At 58.8% G+C, this 21,777-nt stretch carries 18 protein-coding genes; 11 read left to right on the top strand and 7 right to left on the bottom strand.

Features of this window, described 5'->3' with window-relative positions; genetic code table 11:
• Window positions 1–2 precede the first annotated feature (2 nt).
• The gene (ettA, locus tag CPJ18_RS07635; RefSeq protein WP_077107581.1) at window positions 3–1,652 is read right to left on the bottom strand and encodes an energy-dependent translational throttle protein EttA; all 1,650 of its coding nucleotides are present in this window, start codon (window positions 1,650–1,652) and stop codon (window positions 3–5) included.
• Between the two features lie 119 nt (window positions 1,653–1,771).
• On the opposite strand from ettA, the gene CPJ18_RS07630 reads away from it, so the two are divergent.
• From CPJ18_RS07630 to CPJ18_RS07600, 7 genes are all read left to right on the top strand, one after another.
• Window positions 1,772–2,704, top strand: coding sequence for an alpha/beta fold hydrolase (locus CPJ18_RS07630; RefSeq protein WP_103657626.1), 933 nt, complete (start codon window positions 1,772–1,774; stop codon window positions 2,702–2,704).
• Window positions 2,705–2,945: 241 nt separating this feature from the next.
• Window positions 2,946–4,151, top strand: coding sequence for a succinate--glutarate CoA-transferase (gene caiB / locus CPJ18_RS07625; RefSeq protein ID WP_103657625.1), 1,206 nt, complete (start codon window positions 2,946–2,948; stop codon window positions 4,149–4,151).
• Window positions 4,148–5,800: a thiamine pyrophosphate-binding protein gene (locus CPJ18_RS07620; protein ID WP_103657624.1), complete on the top strand. Its 1,653-nt coding sequence runs from the start codon at window positions 4,148–4,150 to the stop codon at window positions 5,798–5,800. Before caiB ends, CPJ18_RS07620 begins: the two co-directional genes overlap by 4 nt.
• Window positions 5,801–5,983: 183 nt before the next feature.
• Window positions 5,984–6,745, top strand: coding sequence for a HugZ family pyridoxamine 5'-phosphate oxidase (locus CPJ18_RS07615; RefSeq protein ID WP_103657623.1), 762 nt, complete (start codon window positions 5,984–5,986; stop codon window positions 6,743–6,745).
• Between the two features lie 321 nt (window positions 6,746–7,066).
• Window positions 7,067–7,780: a ParA family protein gene (locus CPJ18_RS07610; protein ID WP_103657622.1), complete on the top strand. Its 714-nt coding sequence runs from the start codon at window positions 7,067–7,069 to the stop codon at window positions 7,778–7,780.
• A 66-nt stretch (window positions 7,781–7,846) separates the two neighbouring features.
• Window positions 7,847–8,491 (top strand): TetR/AcrR family transcriptional regulator, encoded by a 645-nt coding sequence (locus CPJ18_RS07605; RefSeq protein WP_167397857.1) that lies wholly within the window; start codon window positions 7,847–7,849, stop codon window positions 8,489–8,491.
• 48 nt (window positions 8,492–8,539) lie between these two features.
• Window positions 8,540–9,769, top strand: a complete 1,230-nt coding sequence (locus tag CPJ18_RS07600) for an MFS transporter (RefSeq protein ID WP_103657620.1) — start codon at window positions 8,540–8,542, stop codon at window positions 9,767–9,769.
• 130 nt (window positions 9,770–9,899) lie between these two features.
• On the opposite strand, the gene CPJ18_RS07595 is transcribed toward CPJ18_RS07600, so the two are convergent.
• Window positions 9,900–11,315 carry a L,D-transpeptidase gene (locus tag CPJ18_RS07595; RefSeq protein WP_103657619.1) on the bottom strand — a complete coding sequence of 472 codons (1,416 nt, stop codon included), beginning with the start codon at window positions 11,313–11,315 and terminating at the stop codon, window positions 9,900–9,902.
• A gap of 155 nt (window positions 11,316–11,470) precedes the next feature.
• Between CPJ18_RS07595 and CPJ18_RS07590 the strand changes: the two genes are divergently transcribed.
• The 3 genes from CPJ18_RS07590 to CPJ18_RS07580 all read left to right on the top strand — a co-directional run bounded on the left by CPJ18_RS07590 (window position 11,471) and on the right by CPJ18_RS07580 (window position 13,165).
• Entirely contained in the window at window positions 11,471–12,310 is an 840-nt protein-coding gene (locus CPJ18_RS07590) for a DUF4432 family protein (RefSeq protein WP_103657618.1), read from the top strand.
• Window positions 12,311–12,433: 123 nt separating this feature from the next.
• A complete protein-coding gene (locus tag CPJ18_RS07585; protein WP_103584347.1) occupies window positions 12,434–12,772 on the top strand; it encodes a protein tyrosine phosphatase family protein in 339 nt (112 codons plus the stop codon).
• A gap of 51 nt (window positions 12,773–12,823) precedes the next feature.
• A complete protein-coding gene (locus CPJ18_RS07580) occupies window positions 12,824–13,165 on the top strand; it encodes a RidA family protein (protein ID WP_067645210.1) in 342 nt (113 codons plus the stop codon).
• A 912-nt stretch (window positions 13,166–14,077) separates the two neighbouring features.
• Here the strand turns inward: CPJ18_RS07580 and CPJ18_RS07570 are convergent.
• The 5 genes from CPJ18_RS07570 to CPJ18_RS07550 form a co-directional block, all read right to left on the bottom strand.
• The gene (locus CPJ18_RS07570; protein ID WP_103657616.1) at window positions 14,078–15,223 is read right to left on the bottom strand and encodes an iron-containing alcohol dehydrogenase; all 1,146 of its coding nucleotides are present in this window, start codon (window positions 15,221–15,223) and stop codon (window positions 14,078–14,080) included.
• A complete protein-coding gene (locus tag CPJ18_RS07565) occupies window positions 15,220–16,608 on the bottom strand; it encodes an aldehyde dehydrogenase family protein (protein ID WP_103657615.1) in 1,389 nt (462 codons plus the stop codon). Before CPJ18_RS07565 ends, CPJ18_RS07570 begins: the two co-directional genes overlap by 4 nt.
• 20 nt (window positions 16,609–16,628) lie before the next feature.
• Window positions 16,629–17,996: a glutamine synthetase family protein gene (locus tag CPJ18_RS07560; RefSeq protein ID WP_103657893.1), complete on the bottom strand. Its 1,368-nt coding sequence runs from the start codon at window positions 17,994–17,996 to the stop codon at window positions 16,629–16,631.
• Between the two features lie 56 nt (window positions 17,997–18,052).
• Window positions 18,053–19,567 carry an amino acid permease gene (locus CPJ18_RS07555; RefSeq protein WP_103657614.1) on the bottom strand — a complete coding sequence of 505 codons (1,515 nt, stop codon included), beginning with the start codon at window positions 19,565–19,567 and terminating at the stop codon, window positions 18,053–18,055.
• A gap of 190 nt (window positions 19,568–19,757) precedes the next feature.
• Window positions 19,758–20,531 carry an N-formylglutamate amidohydrolase gene (locus tag CPJ18_RS07550; protein ID WP_103657892.1) on the bottom strand — a complete coding sequence of 258 codons (774 nt, stop codon included), beginning with the start codon at window positions 20,529–20,531 and terminating at the stop codon, window positions 19,758–19,760.
• A gap of 177 nt (window positions 20,532–20,708) precedes the next feature.
• On the opposite strand from CPJ18_RS07550, the gene CPJ18_RS07545 reads away from it, so the two are divergent.
• Window positions 20,709–21,593: a MurR/RpiR family transcriptional regulator gene (locus tag CPJ18_RS07545; RefSeq protein ID WP_103657613.1), complete on the top strand. Its 885-nt coding sequence runs from the start codon at window positions 20,709–20,711 to the stop codon at window positions 21,591–21,593.
• The last annotated feature ends 184 nt before the right edge of the window (window positions 21,594–21,777 follow it).

Below are 21,777 nucleotides of genomic sequence, written 5' to 3'. Positions count from 1 at the left end.
AATCAGCGCGTCAAACGCTTATACGCCTGGCTGCCAGGGTTGAGCGCATCTGCGCCCAAACGGCGGACCTTGTCCTGTTCGTAGTCTTCGAAGTTGCCTTCGAACCATTCCACGTGGCCATCGCCTTCAAACGCGAGGATGTGGGTGGCAAGGCGGTCGAGGAACATTCTATCGTGGCTGATGATGATGGCGCAGCCGGCGAAGTTTTCGAGTGCTGTTTCCAGCGCGCCGAGTGTTTCCGTATCAAGGTCGTTGGTCGGTTCGTCGAGGAGGAGAACGTTACCGCCCGCCTTCAGCATCTTGGCCAGGTGCACGCGGTTGCGCTGACCACCGGAGAGGTTGCCCACCTTCTGCTGCTGGTCACCACCCTTGAAGTTGAAGGCACCGCAATAGGCGCGGGAGTTCATGTCGAACTTGCCGAGCTTGATGATTTCGGCACCGCCGGAGATTTCTTCCCAGACGGTCTTGCTGCCATCCAGCGCATCGCGGCTCTGGTCGACATAGCCAAGCTGCACGGTCTCACCAATGCGAACCGAACCGCTATCGGGCTTTTCCTGACCGGTGATCATCTTGAACAGCGTCGTTTTACCGGCACCGTTGGGGCCGATGATGCCGACGATACCGCCCGGTGGCAGCTTGATCGACAGGTCGTTGATCAGCGTGCGGCCTTCAAAGCCCTTCACGATGCCTTCCATCTCGATGACTACCTGGCCGAGACGCTCGGACACGGGGATGATGATCTGCGCGTCGCCGGGACGCTGCTTGTCGGCGGCATCCACCAGCTGTTCGTAGGACTTGATACGCGCCTTGGACTTGGCCTGACGCGCCTTCGGGCTGGATGCGATCCATTCCTGTTCGCGGGAAATCGCCTTCTGGCGGCCTGCATCTTCGCGGGCTTCCTGCTGCATGCGCTTGGCTTTCGCCGTCAGGTAAGCCGAGTAGTTGCCTTCGTAAGGAATGCCGCGACCACGGTCGAGCTCGAGAATCCAGCCAGTGACATTATCCAGGAAGTATCTATCGTGGGTAATCATCATCACGGCACCGGGGTAATCGCGCAGGTGCTTTTCCAGCCAGGCAATGGTTTCGGCGTCAAGGTGGTTGGTCGGTTCGTCAAGCAGCAGTAGGTCCGGCTTGGACAGAAGCAGACGGCACAGCGCAATACGACGGCGCTCACCACCGGACAGCAGGGAAACGTCGCTCTCTTTTGGCGGGCAGCGCAGGGCTTCCATGGCCATTTCGACCTGCTGTTCCAGATCCCACAGGTTCTGGCTGTCGATGATGTCCTGAAGCTTGGCACCTTCGTCAGCAGTTTCGTCGGAATAGTTCATCATCAGTTCGTTGTAGCGCTCAAGCACGGCCGTCTTGTCGGCCACGCCGACCATGACGTTTTCGAACGCTGTCTTGGTCTCGTCCAGATGCGGTTCTTGCTCGAGGTAACCAACGGTCGCGCCTTCGGCAAGCCACGCCTCGCCGGTGAATTCCTTGTCCTGACCGGCGATGATGCGCAGCACGGTGGACTTACCGGCACCGTTGGGGCCGAGAATACCGATCTTGGCATCCGGGTAGAAGGACAGGTTGACGTTCTCAAGGATTTTCTTCGCGCCGTAAGCCTTGTTCAGCCCCGACATGTGGTAGATGAATTGACGTGCCATTGTAGCGAATGCTCCGCGTCAGATTTGAAAATTCGAATGGGAAATTTGCCGCTATGTAGGGTAAATAGGGCCTGGGAGCAACCTCTTGCCCAACAATAAGCACCGCTGCGGAGAGATGAATGGACGATATGGCCTTCAGTGAAATCAATCGGCTGGCAAGTCCGTCAGGCTCGTCCATCGCCTACCGGCATGAGCCGGCGCACGGCCAACCAAAGGGCGTCCTGATGATTTGCCACGGACTGGTGGAACATGCGGGCCGATACCGCCGCTTTGCCGATGTCATGGCGCAACAGGGCTTCGAGGTCTACGCCCACGACCATCGTGGCCACGGCCGCACCAAGGCAGACGACGCCCCCATCGGCCGTTTCGCCTGGAAAGAGGGCGTCACCAAGGTCATCAGCGATGTCATGGCCATGCGCACTCTGGTTGGCGAACGCCACCCCGGCCTGCCCGTCATCCTCTTTGGGCACTCCATGGGCGGCCTCATCGCGCTGAACACCGCCGTCAGCAATCCCGGCAGCTTCGATGCCCTGTCGATCTGGAACTCCAACCTCAACCCCGGCATCATGGGCCGCCTGGCGCAAATCGTTCTGCGCATCGAAAAAATGCTGAAAGGCTCCGATGTCCCAAGCGCCATCCTGCCCAAAGCGACCTTCCGCATCTGGAACAGCAAGATGCCGGAAAAACGCACGGTGGCCGATTGGCTGAGCCACGACAAGGCGGCAGTCGATGCCTATGTCGGCGATCCGCTCTGCCAGTTCGAAGCCAGCGTTTCGCTGTGGCAAGACGTCTTCGAAATGTCCTATCGCGGCCCGAAACTCCTGTCCCGCCTGCCCAAAGACCTACCCATCCTCCTCGTTAGCGGCAACGAAGACGCGGCCACCAACAACGGTCGCGAGATTGTCTGGCTGGCAGGACAGTTCCGCGATGCGGGCTTCACGCGTGTAGAAGACACAATCTACCCCAACATGCGCCACGAAACCCTGCACGAAATCGGCTGGGAACTTCCGGCAGCCGATTTCGCGGCATGGGCGCGGAAAATCACGGGTTGACCACCCGCTACCCTCATTCCTGTGCTCGTCACAGGAATCCAGCCGACGCGCGTCCGCGCGGCGAAAGGACCCTCCCCAGCCCAAGACTGGGCTGACTGGATTCCTGTGACAAGCACAGGAATGAGGGAGGTCGGAAGCAAAAACCGCATTTCATTTCCAAATCGGAATGCTCCCATGAGATAATTTCACATGCGCGCAAAAGTTCGTCCGTCTATAAACTCCTGAAAATTGTGAGAAAGACATGGCCGAACCTTCCAAGAAAAAACAACCGCCGCTGACCGGCATTCGTGTCATCGAACTCGCACGCGTGCTGGCCGGTCCCTGGGCCGGGCAGATGCTGGCCGATATGGGGGCTGACGTCATCAAGGTGGAGAGCCCTGATGGTGGTGATGACACGCGCGCCTGGGGGCCGCCCTTCGTGGAGAGCAAGGATGGCGATAATCTTTCCGCCGCCTATTATCACTCCACCAATCGCGGCAAGCGCTCCATCACACTCGATCTGAAGACCGACGAAGGCCGCCAGACGGTGCGCAGGCTGGTGAAGACCGCCGATGTCGTGATCGAAAACTTCAAGCGTGGCGGGCTGGAGAAATACGGGCTGGATTACCAGTCGCTCCGGGCGCTGAATCCCAAGCTCATCTATTGCTCCATCACCGGCTTCGGCCAGACTGGCCCTTATGCGGATTTTGCCGGTTACGATTACATCGTTCAGGGCATGTCGGGTTTCATGTCGATCACCGGCGAGCCGGATGGTCAGCCGATGAAGGCGGGCGTTGCGGTTGCCGATATCTTCACCGGCATCTATTCCGTCACCGGCATTCAGGCCGCCCTCATCCACGCCATGCGCACCGGCCAGGGCCAGCATATCGATATGGCGCTGCTGGATGTGCAGTCTGCCGTTCTGGCCAACCAGAACATGAACTACCTCATTTCCGGCAAGGCCCCCGTGCGGCTGGGCAACGCCCACCCGAACATCTCGCCCTATGAGGTCGTGCCGACCGCCGACGGCTTCCTCATTCTAGCTGTGGGCAATGACGGGCAGTTCCGTCGCCTCTGCAAAATCCTAGGCATCGATGCGATCGCCGATGATGAGCGCTACGCGACCAACAAGGCGCGCGTGGCCCATAAGGTCGAGGTCCGTCAGATCGTCTCCACCGAGACGCTTAAATGGATGAAGCGCGACCTGCTGACGGCATGCGAAACCAACGCCGTTCCTGCCGGACCCATCAATTCTATCGAGGAAATGTTTGCCGACCCTCAAGTCCAGTCACGTGGTCTGCGCGTTGATCTTCCAGCAGCAGACGGCACCGTCATTCCTGGTGTAAGAACACCTATCGTATTATCGGAAACGCCTCTGCGCTATGAGCGGCCCAGCCCGCGACTTGGCGAACATCAGGCAGAAGTGCTGGCTGAGTTGGACGACATAGAAAGGAACCTGGCACCATGAAAAGAACCGGCGGACAGTTGATTGTCGAAGCCCTGAAAGCCAATGGCGTTTCGCGTGTTTCCTGCGTGCCGGGCGAAAGCTATCTGGCCGTGCTGGATGCGCTCTACGAAAGCGGCATCGAAACCGTCATCTGCCGTCAGGAAGGTGGGGCTGCAATGATGGCCGATACCTGGGGGCGACTGACAGGCGAGCCCGGCATCTGCATGGTCACCCGCGGCCCCGGTGCCACCAACGCTTCCGCCGGTCTGCACATCGCCATGCAGGATTCCATTCCGATGATCCTGTTCATCGGCCAGGTCCAGCGCGATGCACGCGAGCGTGAGGCTTTCCAAGAGGTCGAATATCGCCGCGCCTTCACCGAATTTGCCAAATGGGTCGGCGAAATCGATGATGCCCGCCGCATCCCGGAATTCGTCACCCGTGCCTTTGCCGTCGCCACCTCTGGTCGTCCCGGCCCTGTCGTTTTGAGCCTGCCCGAGGATATGCTGGTCGATCTGGTGGACGCACCGGAAGCCCAGCCCTACACACCAGTTGAAAACCACCCCGGCCCGAAGCAGATGGCCAAATTCGCAGAGCTTCTGAATGCGGCCCAGCGTCCCATGGTCATCGTCGGTGGCACGCGCTGGACGGAAGACTGCGTGGCGAAATTCAAGACATTCGCTGAGACCTTCAAGCTGCCCGTCGGCTGCTCCTTCCGCCGCCAGGCGCTGTTCGATCACCTCAGCCCGTCCTATGCGGGCGATGTCGGCATTGGTATCAATCCGGCGCTGTCGAAGGAAATCAAGCAATCCGATCTGATCATCCTCCTGGGCGGTCGCCTCTCGGAAATGCCGTCTTCCGGGTACACCCTGCTCAACATCCCCTACCCATCGCAAACGCTGGTGCATGTCTATCCTCAAGCGGAAGAGCTTGGCCGCGTCTACCGGCCAGACCTTGCCATCTGTGCATCCCCCACGGAATTTGTGGAAGCGCTTTCGACACTGGAAGCGCCGCAAAACCCCGTCTGGGCAGAGCGCACCGCTGCCATGCACGAAGCCTATCTGAAATGGTCCACCCCGCCAAAAACCGGCCCCGGCCCGGTGCAGATGGGGCCGATCATGGACTGGATCGAAGCCAATACGCCTGTTGACGCCATCTTCACAAACGGCGCGGGCAATTACGCCACATGGCTGCACCGCTTCCACCGTTTCCAGCGTTTCAACACGCAATCGGCACCCACCTCCGGCTCCATGGGTTACGGCCTGCCTGCTGCGGTGGCCGCCAAGCACCTGTTCCCGGAACGCGAAGTCGTGTGCTTTGCCGGTGATGGCTGCTTCATGATGCACGGGCAGGAATTTATCACCGCCGTGCGCTACGGCCTGCCCATCATCACCGTGCTGGTCAATAACGGCACCTACGGCACCATCCGCATGCATCAGGAACGGGAATATCCCGGCCGCGTCAGCGGCACCGATCTCGTCAACCCCGACTTCGTCGCCTTCGCCAAAGCCTATGGCGGCCACGGCGAAATCGTCGAGAAAACGGAAGATTTCGGACCGGCTTATGAACGTGCCCGTGCCAGCGGTAAGCCTGCGATTATCGAGGTGAAGCTCGACCCGGAGGCGATTACGCCTGCGAAGACGCTGACACAGATTCGGAATAAGGCCTAAAAGTCTGCGCGAACGTTGGCGCAGATTCGTGGGCGGACGTAATCTTGCCGCTTGCTCTCCCCCTCATTCCTGTGCTTGTCACAGGAATCCAGTCAGCCCAAGTCTTTGGGCTGGGAGGAGTCTTGCGCCGCGCAGACGCCGGCACTGGATTCCTGTGACAAGCACAGGAATGAGGAAAGATAAATGGCAGAGCAGACACCAGCAGTCATCACCCCGCGCAACGCAACCATCGAACCCTCCGCTGGCGCCCCCTTCGAAGCCGTCCGCGTGGCACGCGATGTCCTGCACACCTGCCGCACCGCCGGTCTCGCCACGCTCGATCCGCACAGCGGCTATCCCTACAACATCGCCACCAACATTGCCGTGGAGTCGGACGGAACACCGTTCTTCTTCACCGCCCGCCTTGCCCTGCATGCCCGCAACATCAAGGCCGACCCGCGCATTTCGCTGGTACTGGCACCTTTCAACAAAGGCGATGCGCTGACCCTGCCGAGGCTGACGCTGGTCGGCAAAGCGGTGCTGATGGTTGATGACGAGGTGCCGTTGGCCAAGGCACGCTATATCGCTCGCTACCCCAAGGCCAAACTCTATCTCTCGCTGCCGGATACGCAGCTTTACCGCCTGAATATCGAAGGTGTCCAAATCAACGGCGGCCCTGCCCGCAATGCCAGCAACATCACGCCCGCTGATCTGCGCACGGATCTTTCAGGTGCAGATGAGCTGGAGGCCGAGGTCACCCGCCTCAACGCCATAAAGGGCGAAGCATCACGGCTGGCGGTCATGGCAGGCAGAAAATCAGGCGCATGGAAAATCACGTCGATCGACCCGGATGGCATTAATCTCGCCTCGGTGAGTGACCTTGCGCGGTTGTGGTTTGAAGAGCGTGTGGAGAACGTCAATCAACTTGCGAAGACGCTGACTCAAATGGCGAAGTCGCAGCGCTAAGGCATTCAGAAGGCAGCACTCCTCATCCATCATCCTGAGCCTGTCGAAGGAGAGGTAGGAGCAACACTACCCTCGAAGGACGAGGGGTGCGGGCTTTGGCCGAAATGTCCGGACGGATGCTTAGAGGGCGCTGCGCGGCGCCTCAGCATGAGGGCAGTGTGTGGCGACCGGTTGCAACCTGCAAAAAACGCAACGCCATACACCAATCCATCTCCGATATTTCCATTTCGTTAACCATCTTCGTTAACAATATGCATCGCACCATGAATGTCGCGGTGCGTTGAAGAGCGATGAATTCAGGCTCTGCATTCGGGGGCCCTTATGCCAGTCATTACATTTGCAAATACCAAGGGCGGCGCTGGCAAGACCACGGCCGTTCTACTGCTCGCCACCGAACTTGCCCGCATGGGTCACCGCGTAACCGTTCTGGATGCCGATCCGCAATTGTGGATTTCGCGCTGGTCCGAAATGTCCGGTGAGATGAAAAACCTCTCGGTCATCTCACACGTCACCATGGCGTCGATGGAAACGCATATTCGCGAGAACAGGTCCAATACGGACTGTTTCATCATCGACCTCCCAGGCACCAAAAGTCCCCTGCTGACGATGGCGCTCGGAATTTCCGACCACGTGTTGATCCCCGTTCAGGGCTCTGCCATGGATGCCCGCGGCGCATCCGAAGTGCTGGAGCATATCGAGCTTCTCAACCGCAAGATGGGCATGAAGATCGATCATTCCGTCGTGCTCACACGCGTCAACGCCATGATCAGCACCCGCTCCATGCTGCTCGTCAAGGCGCTGCTGGCGGAGAAGAACGTTCGCGTTTTGAACACGCCGATTGCCGAACGCGCCGCCTTCCGCGATATTTTTGATTATGGCGGCACGCTCGAAGCGCTGGACTGTCAAAAGGTCAGCAACGTCGAAAAGGCGATGGAGAATGTGCGCAATTTTGCCTACGAGGTTTTGCGCCTGATGCCAGTTCGCGTCGTTCGTTCTGACCGCGATGCAAAATTCCTCGGTCGAAAAGCGGCCTGATTACCCAACAATTTCATGCGCCCGGCACGTTTTGCGACCGGGCGCAAAATTCTTCTTGATTTGGAAATGATCGTTTCCTATATTGCGATCATGACCAACGCCCCATCACCATCTTACCCTATTCGCCAGCGCGGACGTCCGCGTGAGTTCGATGTCGATCTGGCCATCGACAAAGCCATCGGTGTGTTCTCCGAACGCGGCTATCACGCCACATCCGTGGGTGATCTGACGCAGGCAATGGAGCTGACGCAAGGCAGTCTCTACAAAGCTTTCAGGGACAAGAAGGACATCTATATCGCCGCTGTCGAGCGCTACAAGCTGGTGCAGACGCTGCGTTTCGAGGCGGCTGTTCGAACAGGCAAGACCGGGCGCGAGAAGCTGCGGGCCGCCATGAATTTTTATGCCGATGCCTGCGTGGGACAATCAGGCGGACAAGGCTGTCTCGTCGTCGGCGCTGCTGCCGATCTGACCTCTCTGGATGAGGATACGGCGCGTGTCGTGCGCGGTGCCATCAGGGCGCGCGAAACCATGCTGGGCCGCCTCGTGCGGGAGGGACAGGCGGACGGTTCGGTATCGAACACCATGGATGCAGACGCTGTGGCAAAGACGGTGCTCTGCCTGATTTACGGCATGCGGGTGGTCGGCAAGACCGGCCTTACGAAAACGGAACTCAACGCGGTGGTCGATGTGGCCATGAAGGTTTTCGACTGATTTTATGCGTATTTTGGAAACAAATGTTTCCTAATTTGGAGAATTGACATGACATCTACAGTGCTTGGTTCTGAACCTGCACAGGAAGAGACGATCTCTTCCGCGATGATTTTTCTGCTGGCCAGCGCCTGCGGCTTGATCGTGGCGAACCTTTATTACGCCCAGCCACTGGCCGGCGTCATCGGTGCGGAACTCGGCCTTTCCGCCGGTGCAACCGGGTTGATCGTGACGCTGACGCAGATCGGTTACGGCTTGGGACTGCTGTTCGTCGTGCCGCTGGGTGACCTCATCGAAAACAGAAAGCTGATCGTGACAACCGTCGTCATGGCGGTCGCGGCTTTGGTCGCGGCAGCACTGGCACCGCACGCCTCGCAATTTCTCACGGCTGTTTTCCTGGTCGGCATCAGTTCCGTAGCGGTGCAGATGATTCTGCCCCTTGCCGCGCATATGACACCGGATGCCAGCCGCGGTCGGGTTGTCGGCAGCATCATGAGCGGCCTGATGGTCGGCATCATGCTGGCCCGACCACTATCCAGCGTGTTGTCAGAGCTGGTATCGTGGCGCGGCGTGTTTCTGATATCGGCTGTCGTCATGGCCGTGCTGGCGCTGGTGCTCTATCGCCTGCTGCCACGCCGCATGCCGGATGCGAAGCTGCCGTACCGCGCCCTGCTCGCATCCATGGCAAAGCTGGCCGCGAACACCCCTCTTCTGCAACGACGCGCTCTCTATCAGGCGGGCATGTTTTCCGCCTTCAGCCTGTTCTGGACGGTAACGCCGCTGTATCTCAGCGGTCCGGTTTTTCAGTTGTCCCAAGGTCAAATCGCGCTGTTTGCGCTGGCGGGTGCCGCCGGTGCCGTCGCCGCGCCGATTGCGGGACGTCTGGCTGACCGAGGCTGGACATGGGCCGCAACGCTGGGTGCACTGCTGGCAGGTATGGCATCATTTCTCATCACCCACATCGCGCCCGAAGGTTCGCATCTGGCACTGGCGCTGCTGGTTGTCTCAGCAATCGTGCTGGATTTTGCGGTCACGACCAATCTCGTGCTGGGCCAGCGCGCCATCTTCACACTGGGTGCCGAATTCCGCAGCCGCCTCAACGGCATCTTTATGGCGACGTTCTTCATGGGTGGCGCTGTTGGTTCAGCGGTCGGTGCCTGGGCCTATTCGCAAGGCCAATGGACCGCCGCCTCATGGCTCGGCTTTGCGCTGCCTGCCATGGCATTCGCATGTTTCCTGACGGAACGGCGGGCCGGAAAACGAGTGCCAAAATTAGGGTAAGGCAGACCAACAATGTGTGCGTCATCCTCGCCCTTGTGGCGAGGATCTATCCACGTTCAATGTCGGGGTTCGTTAGATCCTCGGGACAAGCCCGAGGACGACGTTGGAGAGAGTGTCGAGCGAGTTGCTCTTACTCGGCAAACTCCACCACCACACCCGGGCGGACCATCTTGGCCAGTTCCGTCGCATCCCAGTTGGTCAGGCGGATACAGCCGTGGCTGTTGGTCTTGCCTATCTTGGATGGTTCCGGTGTGCCGTGAATGCCATAGGTTGGCTTCGACAAAGCAATCCAGACGGTGCCCACTGGGCCGTTGGGGCCGGGCGGGATCTGCAATATCTGGCTGTTCTGGCCCTGCTGGAAGTTGATCTTGGGGTTATAGGTGTAGCCAGGATTGAGCGCGATGCGTTCGACCGTATGCGTGCCGGATGGCGAAGGCGTATCCGAAGAACCGATGGTGGCGGGGTAAGCCGCAATCAGGACGCCCGCTTCATCATAGGCAAACACCTGCTTGATACCCTTATGGGCAACGATGCGTGCAACCTGACCCTTCTTGGTATCACCGGGATTGACGACCTTGATGATGGTGCCGGGCACGGTGAAATCGATGCCGGGGTTCAGTTCCTTCAAATAGGTTTCATCCATATGAAAACGCTCGGCCAGCGCCTCTGAAGTCGAGGTGAAGGCCATGGCCGGAAGCTGCGCCTTTTCGGCATAGTCATCGGGAATGGAAGCGACATAGGGACCAGCCGCATCGGCTGCTGTGATCGTGTAATCCACGATGGCCAAACCGCCGATGTTGCGCAGGCGCTCCAGAATGTCATCGGTGTTGTTGGGGTCCAGACGGTCGCCCGTCATGTCCTGCCAGGCGGCGATGGCCTTGTTGACGTTGTCGCCCATCTTGCCATCGATCACGCCAGGCGAAATGCCTTCGCGGTCGAGAAACACCTGCAGTGCCACGATTTCCTGGCGAGAGCGGTTGACCGGGGCTGTGACCGGCTGGTTCCGCTCGATCAGATGGTCTGGCTGCGGCACGGCGGTGACGGTGCTTTCGCCCGGCATGGGCTGGCCCAGCGGCGCGCTTTCCACGGCACCGGGTCCTGCGACGGAGCCAGTATATGGGTCTATATCGCTGCCATCGCCCCGGTACTGCCGGTAATCCTGGCCATTGCCGTTGCCCTGATAGCCATAATCGCGCTGGGGTGCGCCGTTTTGGCTGGGTGCCGGTGGATAATAGGTTTCGTTTTGATTCGAATATGGATCGCGATAGGCATCCTGCTGGGCCTGGCGGCGCGGCGCGGCACCCTGCGGCATTTCCGTTGCGAGGAGATTGCCGTAACGGTCGAAATAGACGGTGCGGCCCATTCGGTCACGGCTGATGACGATGTCGCCACGCTCGGGCATGAAATCGAGGACTCGCCCGTCAGGCGTGACCATCATGGGCTGTTCCTGATACACCTGTCGCTGCTGCGCGCTGGCCTCAGCAGGCAGGAGGACGGGTGTCATCGCCACAGCGAGACCGAACATTGCGTTAATTAAAAGTTTCACGATTCTGCGATCCCTTGGGTTCTTCCCAATACACACACGTTAATCTTGACCCTATTGTGAAAAAGATGAATTCGCGGTTAATGCAATCTTAATTTCCCGTCGCTGCGATAGCTTTTGCGTGATTGCGACGTCAATAGGTCAGTGAAGGAGCGAAAATGCGAGCGCTGAAAGCCGGAAAACCCCCCACCATCTTCCTCGATGAAACATCCCTTTTCGATATCGGTGCCTGCGTGGTCGATGGTGTCGATGTCGCTCCGGGGCGTGCCATCCCCGATGATGGCGATCCTCGTATCGATCATTCGCTAGAGGGGTTTCTCTTCACCTGTGGCCCTGACCATATTCGCCATCCTGAGCCCATAGAAGGTGATGCGGACGGAAGAAAATACCCTCTGCATGGTTCGTTTTCCTCCCACCCAGTTGAGATAACGCACTGGTCTACTGAGGGTGGTAATGCGAATGCCGGGGCAAGGGTTCCGCTGGTCCTGGCCGATGGCGGCACGGCCCTTCTGGAAAGGGAGTGGACTATCGACGGCGAAACCGGAGAAGTCAGCCTCAGCGACCGCGTCACCAACACCAGCGACACCGCGCGTCCCGTCTTTCACATGTACCACATGAATGTCGGCGCAAGGCTGTTCGATGATGCGGTAAAGCTGCAAGGCGCGATGTTTGACGGCGGTGGTTTCGGCTGGCGCTTTGGCGAGGAGCCGAGCGGCGTCTTCTGCGTGCCAGCGGGAGATGACGGCGACGGCTGGGCCACCATGATGCTTGGGCCGATTGCAGCCATTGGCGGGCGAACCCTAAAAGTCTGCTTCCGCACGGATACGCTTCCCTATTTGCAGATGTGGCGAAACCAGCAGGCCCCGGCCGATGTCATGGGCATAGAGCCGGTATCGCACCGCTGGGTCAGCCGCTCAGAACTTGAGGCGGCGGGTGAGTTTCACATGCTGAATCCGGGTGAAAACAGAACATACGGCCTGCGCTTTTCTATTCTCTGAACAGGCCCGCAATTGGAATGGCTTATCATTGACGCACCCTGTTTAACCCCTTAAACCGGGTGCGAAATTTAGGACGGCACGGCAATTTATGCCGGGCTGCCACGGTTACCGGAGGACGAGAAAATGGATATCAGGCGCATTGACGACGAATATTCCGTAAGCGGCCAGATCAGCGTTGCCGACCTGGATGAGGTCAAGGCGCTGGGTTTCAAATCCATCGTCTGCCATCGCCCGGATGGTGAAGAAGACGGCCAGCCGCTGTTTGCGGATATTGCCCACCGCGCCGAGGAACTCGGCATCGCCGTCGCACATGTGCCGGTCGGTCGCTTCGGTGTCGATGCCGATGCGGTGGCAGGCATGGTCGATGCGCTGGATGAGTTTCAGCGCCCAATGCTCGGCTTCTGCCGTTCCGGCGCGCGCTCCACGGCGATCTACGAAAAGACCCATCACATCCGCGGCTGATGACAACCGCAGCCGTTAATTCTACCCGAAATACCAACAGGAGTTTTCAGCATGAGCATCAAGCGTATCGAACCCGGCAAGCGCATGAGCGGCGCAGTCGTTCACGGCAACACCGTCTACCTCGCCGGCCAGGTGGGTGAAGGCACGTCTGTTACCGAACAGAGCAAGTCCGCTCTCGCCGAAGTCGACCGCCTGCTGGCTCTTGCCGGTTCCGACAAGTCGAAGATCCTCCAGACCATCATCTACATTTCCGACATGTCCACCTTCGGTGAAATGAACGCCGTCTGGGAAGGCTGGATCGACCCGGCAAACCCACCAGCCCGCGCCACCAGCGAAGCAGCGCTGGCGACACCTGATTACAAGGTCGAGTTCATCGTGACAGCTGCTATCTAAGCGGTTTGATTTCTTTGGAAAAGCCGGTCCTTGGGGCCAGCTTTTTTGTTGTTCGTTATCGGCGACACCCTTGCGCCCTCATCCATCATCCTGAGCCTGTCCAAGGAGAGATAACGCGCGGCACCCTCGAGCATCCGCCCGAAGCCCGCAACCCTCGTCCTTCGATGGAGTAACCCTCATTCTGAGCCTGTCGAAGGAGAGGTGGGAGCGAAGCGACCCTCGAAGGATGAGGGTTACTCCATCGCGCCAGCATCCAGCCTCCTATTCGTCCTGTCAAAAACCCCGGCACGCTTCGCCGTTCACGCGACGTCATCCGTCCGTGGTTTGTTTCGTCAATACCCCATGAGAACACACGCAAATGCGGAAATGTCTCTGGTATGATGTGGTCGTCGGTCCGCATTTGCGTGGCCTCCGGTCTTTCAATCAGCCAGACCGGATCGGGAAGAAACCGGGCCAGCTTTGGTCGTCTTCCTGTGAACCACCTGCCCCCGTTGCCCGAAAACCGTTTACGGAATTTCGGGCGATGGGGAAGATAGGCCCACAGGACATCGCCTTTGATGACCACCCGCACGTCTACGGCCAATCACCACCCTCCGCCTGCCCCGACAGTGTCTCGCGAAACACTCCAGCCGCGAAGGTGTGGGGATTGTAGGCATGGGGTTGGTGGCCGTGGAGAAAACTTTTTTATTTATTTTGGGGTGGGGAAAGTGACGATGGAGGGTGGGGCTTACCCCCCTCTGCCCTGCCGGGCATCTCCCCCTCAGGTGGGGAGATCGACTCGTGGCGACCTCTCGCACATCTTAGACGTGGAGATTGAAGTGAGGTGGTTCGGCTATCCGATCTCCCCCCTTGAGGGGGAGATGTCCGGCAGGACAGAGGGGGGTGAGCCCCACCCTCCATCATTAGCCAATATCAAAAGCACTCCAAAAACAGCGCCTTCGTATTCTCCGCCGTCATCTCCACCGGGTTGCCCCCGCAACTCGGGTCCTTGATCGCCTCTGCCACAAGCTCATCCACCCGGTCAGGCTTGATACCCATGGCCGTGAGGCTGTCAGGCACGCCGAGCTCCTTACGCAGCTCCAGCACATAATCATAGAATCCATCAAATCCGCCTTCAATGCCGAGATAGGCCGCAGCGCGGGCGATTTTGTCTTCGATAACGGGGCGGTTGAAGCGTAGGACGGCGGGCATGACGACGGCGTTGGTCATGCCGTGGTGGGTGTTATACACAGCGCCGATGGGGTGCGACAGGGAATGGATGGCACCGAGACCCTTCTGGAACGCAACTGCGCCCATGGCGGCGGCGGCCATCATGTTGGAGCGGGCTTCGATATCCGTGCCGTCCCTGTAAGCGCGCGGCAGGAATTCCTTCACCAGCCGCAGGCCCTCAAGCGCAATACCGGCACTCATGGGGTGGTAGAAGGGCGAGGAATAGGCCTCAAGGCAATGGGCAAAGGCATCCATGCCGGTACCGACAGTGATGGCCTTGGGCATGCCGACCGTCAGTTCCGGATCGCAGATGACGACACCGGGCAGGAATTTCGGGTGGAAGATGATCTTCTTCACATGCGTCTGCGAATTGGTGATGACGCTGGCGCGACCGACTTCAGACCCAGTGCCAGCCGTTGTCGGCACCGCGACGATGGGGGCGATGCCATCGGAGTTGGCGCGGGTCCACCAGTCGCCGATATCCTCGAAATCCCAGACGGGGCGGGTCTGGCCTGCCATGAAGGCGACGGCCTTGCCGAGATCGAGACCGGAGCCACCGCCAAAGGCGACGACGCCATCATGGCCGCCATCCTTGAAGGCTTTGACGCCGGCTTCGAGGTTGATCTCGTTGGGGTTGGGGTCCACCTCGGAAAAGATGGCGCGGCCAAGGCCTGCCTCTTCCAGAATATCCAGCGCGTGGGCCGTGATCGCCATGCTGGCGAGGCCTCTGTCGGTGACGAGCAGCGGCTTTTTGATGCCGAGCGTCTTGCAGGCATCCGCCAGTTCCTTGATGCGGCCGCGTCCCATCTTGATCGGGGTCGGGTAGCTCCAGTTTGCGACGATGTTCATTTCGTGACTTTCTTCAGATGATAGGATTTTGGACGGGTCAGGTTCTGGAATCCGATGACCGACAGCGAGCCGCCGCGACCGGTATCCTTGACGCCGGTCCAGCAGAGAGCAGGGTCGAGATAATCGGCGCGGTTCATGAAGACCGTGCCGGTTTCGATCTCGCGACCGATCCGCCCTGCCCGCTCAGCGTCCTGCGTCCACAGCGATGCGGTCAGACCGTACTTGCTGTCATTCATCAGGCGCAGCGCTTCATCGTCGTTCTTGACCTTCATGATGCCGACAGCGGGGCCGAAGGTTTCCTCGGTCATGAATTCCATGGAGTGATCGACATCGATGAGGATTTGCGGCGCGACATAGGCGCTCTCGCCATCATCTGCGGCAAACAGCTTGGGATCGACCAGGGCCTTCGCACCCTTGGCAACCGCATCGGCCACCTGCTGGCGCACGACTTTGGCGAAGCGCTTGTTGGCCATCGGGCCAAGCGAGGTTTCCTGTTCCAGCGGGTTGCCGAGCTTGTAATTGGAAACCCATGCAACGGACTTTTCAACGAAGGCATCGAACAGCGCTTCGTTGACATAGATACGCTCGATGCCGCAGCAGCATTGGCCGGAATTGAAAGTCGCGCCATCCATCAGCGTATCAACCGCCGCATCCAGATCGGCGTCTTCCATGACATAGCCGGGGTCCTTGCCGCCAAGCTCGAGACCGAGGCCGGTGAAGGTGCCAGCCGCAGCGCGCTCGATGGCCCGGCCACCTTCGACGGAGCCGGTGAAATTGACGAAGTTGAACAGGCTTTCGGAAATCAGCGCCGATGTCGTCTGGTGGTCGAGGAAGAGGTTGATGAACACATCCTCCGGCACGCCCGCTTCCACGAAGGCGCGGACCATCCGCTCACCCACCAGCAACGTCTGCGCGGCGTGCTTGATGACGACGGTGTTGCCGGCCATCAGCGCCGGTGCGATCGTATTGATCGCGGTCATGTAGGGGTAGTTCCACGGCGCGATGACGAAGACGACGCCATGCGCTTCGCGCTCGATGCGACGTTCGAAATTGCCGCTCTCCTCGATGACCAGCGGTGCAAGGGCATCGGCTGCAATGGCCGCGACATAGTTCGAGCGCTCGTTGAAGCCCTTGAACTCACCGCCATAGCGTACCGGGCGGCCCATCATGTGGGCCAGTTCCGGCACGACTTCGCCAACCATTTCGTTCAGCCGTGCCACGCCTTTCAGCACCAGTTGAACACGATCTTCCAACGGGCGTCGCGCCCAGGATTTTTGCGCAGCACGCACTTTCAATACGGCGGTCCGCGCCGCATCCAGCGACATCGCCTCGCGCTCGGCATAGACCGAACCGTCGATCGGCGAGATATTCTGGATCATGACCATGATGGTTTTCCTATGATTTGTTATGCCCGTTCAAACCCACGCGCGACTTCCCAATCGGTCACGCGGCGGTCGTATTCTTCCTGCTCCCACTTTGCGGCACGAACATAGTGATCGATCACATCATCACCGAAAGCGCCGCGCAGCATTTTCGAGCCGTTGAGGTGGTCCGTCGCATCGCGCAGCGTTTTGGGGACTTCGCGAATGTCCTTGCCGCCATAGGCGTCGCCTTCAAACTGCGGCTCAAGTTCCAGCTTATTTTCAATGCCGTCAATGCCTGCCGCAAGCAAGGCCGCCATGGCAAGATGCGGATTGATATCTGACCCGCCGACGCGGCATTCGATGCGGATGCCCTTGGTATCGGCACCGCAGAGGCGGTAGCCCGCCGTGCGGTTATCCGTGCTCCAGATGGCCTTGGTCGGCGCAAAAGTGCCAGCCATGAAGCGCTTGTAGGAGTTGATGTAAGGTGCCAGGAAATAGGTGACTTCGCTGGCATGCGCCAGAAGCCCGGCCACGTAATGGCGCATCATGTCCGACATGCCGTGTTCGCCGTTTTTGTCGAGGAACATTGGCGTCTTGCCATCCAGGCTCCATAGCGACTGGTGGATGTGCGAAGAGCTGCCTGCGGCATCGTAATTCCATTTGGCAAGGAAGGTGACGGCCTTGCCCTTGGACCAGGCGATTTCCTTGCAGGCGTTTTTGATGATGGCGTGGCGGTCGGCCATGGTGAGCGCATCGGCATAGCGAACGTTGAGTTCCACCTGACCGGCGGAGGCCTCGCCCTTGGTGTTTTCGATAGGAATGCCAGCGGCTTGCAGATTGTTTCTGATGGCGCGCATCACCTCTTCTTCCTTGGTGGTCTGGAAGATGTGGTAGTCCTCATTATAGGGGCTGGCGAGATTGAGATCGCGGTAGCCGCTGGCGCGGGCCGTTTCGAAACTCTGGTCGAACAGGAAAAATTCCAGCTCACTGGCCATAAAGGCTTTGAGGCCCATGGCTTCCAGGCGCGCGACCTGTTTTTTCAAAAGCGCGCGCGGCGAGTGGGCCACTTCAGCGTGGGTGTGGTGGTCGTAGGCATCGCACAGAACGAGTGCCGTGCCTTCCAGCCATGGCACGCGATGAAGCGTGGAGAGGTCAGGCTTCAGCGTATAATCGCCATAGCCTTTTTCCCAGCTGGTGGATTTGTAACCGGGAACAGTTTCCATCTCCATATCGGTGGCCAGTAAGTAGTTGCAGCTGTGGGTTTCCTCGTAAGCGCTTTCGACGAAAAATTCCGCCTGAAAACGTTTGCCCATCAGACGACCCTGCATATCCACGAGGCATGCCAGAACCGTGTCTATGCGCCCTTCAGCGACATCCTTTTTAAGCGCGTCGAATGTGTAGGTCGTCATGATGTTTCCTTTTGATTCAATCGGGCGACCGTTGCCGGTCGCCCTTTGGAGTTGGTTCAAGCCTTCGAAGCCGCCGCATTGAGTGCGGCCTGCTTGTGCTCCAGCGCAAATTCCTCTTCCGGCGACAGGATGAGGCGGTGACGGCCAACCAGCGCGAAATAGGCGATGGCGATGGCAAACCACAGCGCCACCCAGATGACACCCTTGGTGAAGTTCGGGTCCTGCACCTGATAGAGCAAGGTTATGACGGCAATAATGATGGTCAAGACAGCGCCGGGAATGCCGAGCGGCGAACGGAAGGGCCGTTCGATATCCGGCAGGTTACGGCGCAGCATGATGAACGAGATCGCCTGCATGATGTAGGAGAACATCGCGCCGAACACGGCCATGTTGAGCAGCACGCTGCCGATGATGCTGCCGCCTTCGGTCGCACCCAGCGCAAACCAGATGGTCATCATGACGGCGAGACCGACGATGGCACCCGTCAGCATCGCCACATGCGGTGTCTTGAACTTGGGATGCGTGACGGACAGCGCAGTCGGGAAATAGCCTGCGCGCGAGAGCGAGTAGATCTGGCGGCCTTGCGCATAGAGTATGGTGTGGAAGCTGGCGATGAGTCCTGTGAGGGCCACGAAGCCCAAGAGAACCACGCCACCATCACCATAAACAGCCTTGAAACCATCCAGCAGCGGTTCCAGCGACGAACCGAGATGGAAGGCTCCGATGCCGGGCAGAGATGGGTTGAGCAGCACGATCATGAAAGCGGAAATCATCAGCGTGATGATGCCAAGAATGATGCCCTTGGGCATATCGCGCTTGGGATCAACAGATTCTTCGGCAGCCAGCGGCAATTGCTCGATGGCGAGGAACAGCCAGACCGCAAAGGGCAGTGTGGCCAGAACGCCGGAGAAGCCGAAGGGGAAGAACGAGCCATTGCCTTCAGGCAGTTCGACGGCAGCACCATCCGGGCCGACACCGATGTTCAGCGCCCAACGGGAGAAGTCCATATTGGGAATGGCGCTGATCCAGAAGAAGACGAGAACAGCAAGCGAAATCAATGTGATGACCAGCGTTACCTTGAAGGACAGTTCAAGTCCGAAGACGTTGAGCGCCAGAAAGATGACGTAAAACAGCACCCAAAGGAGCGGTGAATAGACCGGATCGAGCCCCAGGATGGAGTTCACATAGGCCGTGATGAAGGTGACGATGACGGCGGGGGTGAGGACGTATTCGACATTCTCGCAAAGCCCGGTGATGAAGCCGCCCCATGGGCCCATGGCCGTGCGGGCGAAGGAATAGGCCGCGCCCGTATGTGGCAAGGCCGGGCTCATTTCCGCAATGGAGAATGTCAGCCCCAGATACATGACGGCAATGATCATGCCCGCAACCAGCATGCCGCCCCAGCCGCCGGTGGCGAAACCAAAATTCCAACCGGAAAAATGGCCTGAAATAACCGCGCCGACGCCCAGCGCCCAAAGCGACCAGACACCCGCGTAACGCGAGAGCCCTCGTTTTTCAAAGTAAGATGCGTCAGCCTTCTTATAGCTGACCCCTGATGATGAATTGTCCATGCCGTTCTCTCCTGATCAAGAAAAACAGGCTGTCAGCCAGAATGGCCGATTTTGCCCCAGTCTCGGCGCGACGGAAAACCCATGACGCCATGCACATCTGCTGTTCCCACGTTGCACCCGGACCTGTTTGGCCTTCTTTGGATATGCAACGGCATTCTTGCCCGGCGGGACAATGCCCGCCAAAGCGAATTCAGGGGCTGTGAGCGGCGATTGCCTTTGTCAAAAGACCACTCAGAAAATCGGCAGCAGCCCGCTGCCCCTCCTCGTTCTGGATCAGGTCGTTTCTGACCTCGATCATGACGTTCAAAAGCCCGTTCCGCAGTGCGTGGAGACGTAGCGTGTGCGTCACGCCATCCTCTGGGCCGTAGGGTTCGTTGCGCTCGACCTTGAAATCTCCACCCTCAGTGTGATCCAGCATCGCATCGACCAGCCGGGCATCCGTATCGTGCAGAAGGCCTATTTCTACGTCGCGGCGCTTGCCGTGATAGACAGGCGTGAAGCTGTGCATCGTCACCAGAACCGTCTCAATTCCCGCTTCCCGCCTCTCGTTGACAAGGTCGCTGACGCGGGTCTGAAACGGGATGTAGAGCGCTGCCGTGCGGATAAAACGCTCTGCTTCACTCAAATCCGCATTACCGGGAATGTCGTAAATCTCGCTGGTAACAGGCATGGCGGAAGGCGATTCCGGCGGGCGGTTGCAGTCGTAAATCAACCGGGAATAATTCTGGTAGATGACGGTAGCGTCGAGACTGGCTGACAAAAGACGGGTGACGGCGAGAGCACCGGGGTCCCAGGCAATATGGCTTGTGCGCACATCTTCACTGAGGCCAAGGGTGCCGAAACGGGCGGGCAGCGTGTGAGAGGCGTGTTCGCAGACGAGCAGCACCCGGCCCTTGCCGAGCGGGTTTTCCACGACAACGGGCTCAGCCTCGTCGCTTGTGAAAAACTGTGCTTGCACCGTCATGGTGTACCCCGCTGCCAACATCACTGTCCCCCGACAGTTAGAAAAGAATTCTTCACACACGCCAAAGTGTCAAATGGTTTTTGAAATTTTCTCTTCATTTTTTTGATTGACTCCTTTTGTCCCCCGTATCTTAATCAGCGCTAACAGACCGGCGAAAAGCTCGGCTGGGGGGAAAATTTGCACAGTTCGGCCGCGACCGTTTCGGACGTTATCCAGGCTCATTACGAGAGCCTGACGCGTGCCGAAAAGCGCCTTGCGGAAAGTCTTCTCGGCAACTACCCGGTCTCGGGGCTTGGCAGCATTACGACAGTTGCCGAGAATGCCGGCGTCTCGACGCCGACCGTGGCGCGCATGGTACAAAAGCTGGGTTTCAAAGGTTATGCCGAGTTTCAGGGGAGGCTGCATCAGGAGCTGGAAGCCACGATTTCCAACCCCATCGCCAAGCATGACCGCTGGGCCAGCAATGCGCCGGGCCTGCACATTCTCAACCGCTTCGCCGATGCCATAACGGGAAACCTGCGCGATACGCTGAGTGATCTCGATACGGCATCCTTCGACAATGCTGCCACCCTTCTGGCAGACAGAAAACGCAGCATCTACTTCGTCGGAGGGCGCATTACCGGGGCGATTGCCGAATATTTCTTCACGCACATGCAGGTCATCCGCCCCAAGACGTCGCTGATGTCGTCCAATTCCAGTTCATGGCCGCAATATATGCTGAACATGAATTCGGGCGACGTTCTGGTGATCTTCGATATCCGCCGTTACGAGCAGGACATGGTGACGCTGGCGCAGGTGGCGCATGACAACAATGTCCGCATTCTGCTGTTCACCGACCAGTGGACATCCCCCGTCTCGCGCTTTGCCGAACATACGTTTCGCGTGCGCATCGAAGCGCCATCCGCATGGGACAGCTCGGTGGTGACGCTGTTCGTGGTGGAAGCGCTGATCGAGGCGGTGCAAAGCAATGGCTGGGATGAAACCCGTCAGCGAATGAATTCGCTGGAAGGCCTGTTCGAGCAGACCCGCCTTTTTCGAAAGCCGGGAAAAGAGGAGAACTGAAGAAAGCGTCGCCCAACGAACAAATGGCGCAACACGAATTTTTTATGTCGTTTCTCAAATATCATGGCGACGAACGGGCGCAATGATGGCAAGAAAACGGCAGAGGCTATGATGAGGGCGAGTTTCGCCTGAAAAAACCGTCACATAACGTTCATGCAACCCACGTACAGCGTCGTCAGACGCA

It is taken from the genome of Agrobacterium rosae (assembly GCF_002915175.1).
Classification (GTDB): domain Bacteria; phylum Pseudomonadota; class Alphaproteobacteria; order Rhizobiales; family Rhizobiaceae; genus Agrobacterium; species Agrobacterium rosae.
The sequence above is the reverse complement of the archived record's forward strand: the minus strand, read 5'-3'. Positions and strand labels throughout refer to the sequence as shown.

Coding starts and splice junctions, on each gene's coding strand:
- CPJ18_RS07550 (WP_103657892.1), bottom strand. CDS start 20,531: ATGACGGTGCAAGCACAGTTTTTCACAAGCGACGAGGCTGAGCCCGTT.
- CPJ18_RS07555 (WP_103657614.1), bottom strand. CDS start 19,567: ATGGACAATTCATCATCAGGGGTCAGCTATAAGAAGGCTGACGCATCT.
- CPJ18_RS07605 (WP_167397857.1), top strand. CDS start 7,847: ATGATCGTTTCCTATATTGCGATCATGACCAACGCCCCATCACCATCT.
- CPJ18_RS07620 (WP_103657624.1), top strand. CDS start 4,148: ATGAAAAGAACCGGCGGACAGTTGATTGTCGAAGCCCTGAAAGCCAAT.
- CPJ18_RS07600 (WP_103657620.1), top strand. CDS start 8,540: ATGACATCTACAGTGCTTGGTTCTGAACCTGCACAGGAAGAGACGATC.
- CPJ18_RS07585 (WP_103584347.1), top strand. CDS start 12,434: ATGGATATCAGGCGCATTGACGACGAATATTCCGTAAGCGGCCAGATC.
- ettA (WP_077107581.1), bottom strand. CDS start 1,652: ATGGCACGTCAATTCATCTACCACATGTCGGGGCTGAACAAGGCTTAC.
- caiB (WP_103657625.1), top strand. CDS start 2,946: ATGGCCGAACCTTCCAAGAAAAAACAACCGCCGCTGACCGGCATTCGT.
- CPJ18_RS07565 (WP_103657615.1), bottom strand. CDS start 16,608: ATGGTCATGATCCAGAATATCTCGCCGATCGACGGTTCGGTCTATGCC.
- CPJ18_RS07610 (WP_103657622.1), top strand. CDS start 7,067: ATGCCAGTCATTACATTTGCAAATACCAAGGGCGGCGCTGGCAAGACC.
- CPJ18_RS07570 (WP_103657616.1), bottom strand. CDS start 15,223: ATGAACATCGTCGCAAACTGGAGCTACCCGACCCCGATCAAGATGGGA.
- CPJ18_RS07615 (WP_103657623.1), top strand. CDS start 5,984: ATGGCAGAGCAGACACCAGCAGTCATCACCCCGCGCAACGCAACCATC.
- CPJ18_RS07580 (WP_067645210.1), top strand. CDS start 12,824: ATGAGCATCAAGCGTATCGAACCCGGCAAGCGCATGAGCGGCGCAGTC.
- CPJ18_RS07590 (WP_103657618.1), top strand. CDS start 11,471: ATGCGAGCGCTGAAAGCCGGAAAACCCCCCACCATCTTCCTCGATGAA.
- CPJ18_RS07630 (WP_103657626.1), top strand. CDS start 1,772: ATGGACGATATGGCCTTCAGTGAAATCAATCGGCTGGCAAGTCCGTCA.
- CPJ18_RS07560 (WP_103657893.1), bottom strand. CDS start 17,996: ATGACGACCTACACATTCGACGCGCTTAAAAAGGATGTCGCTGAAGGG.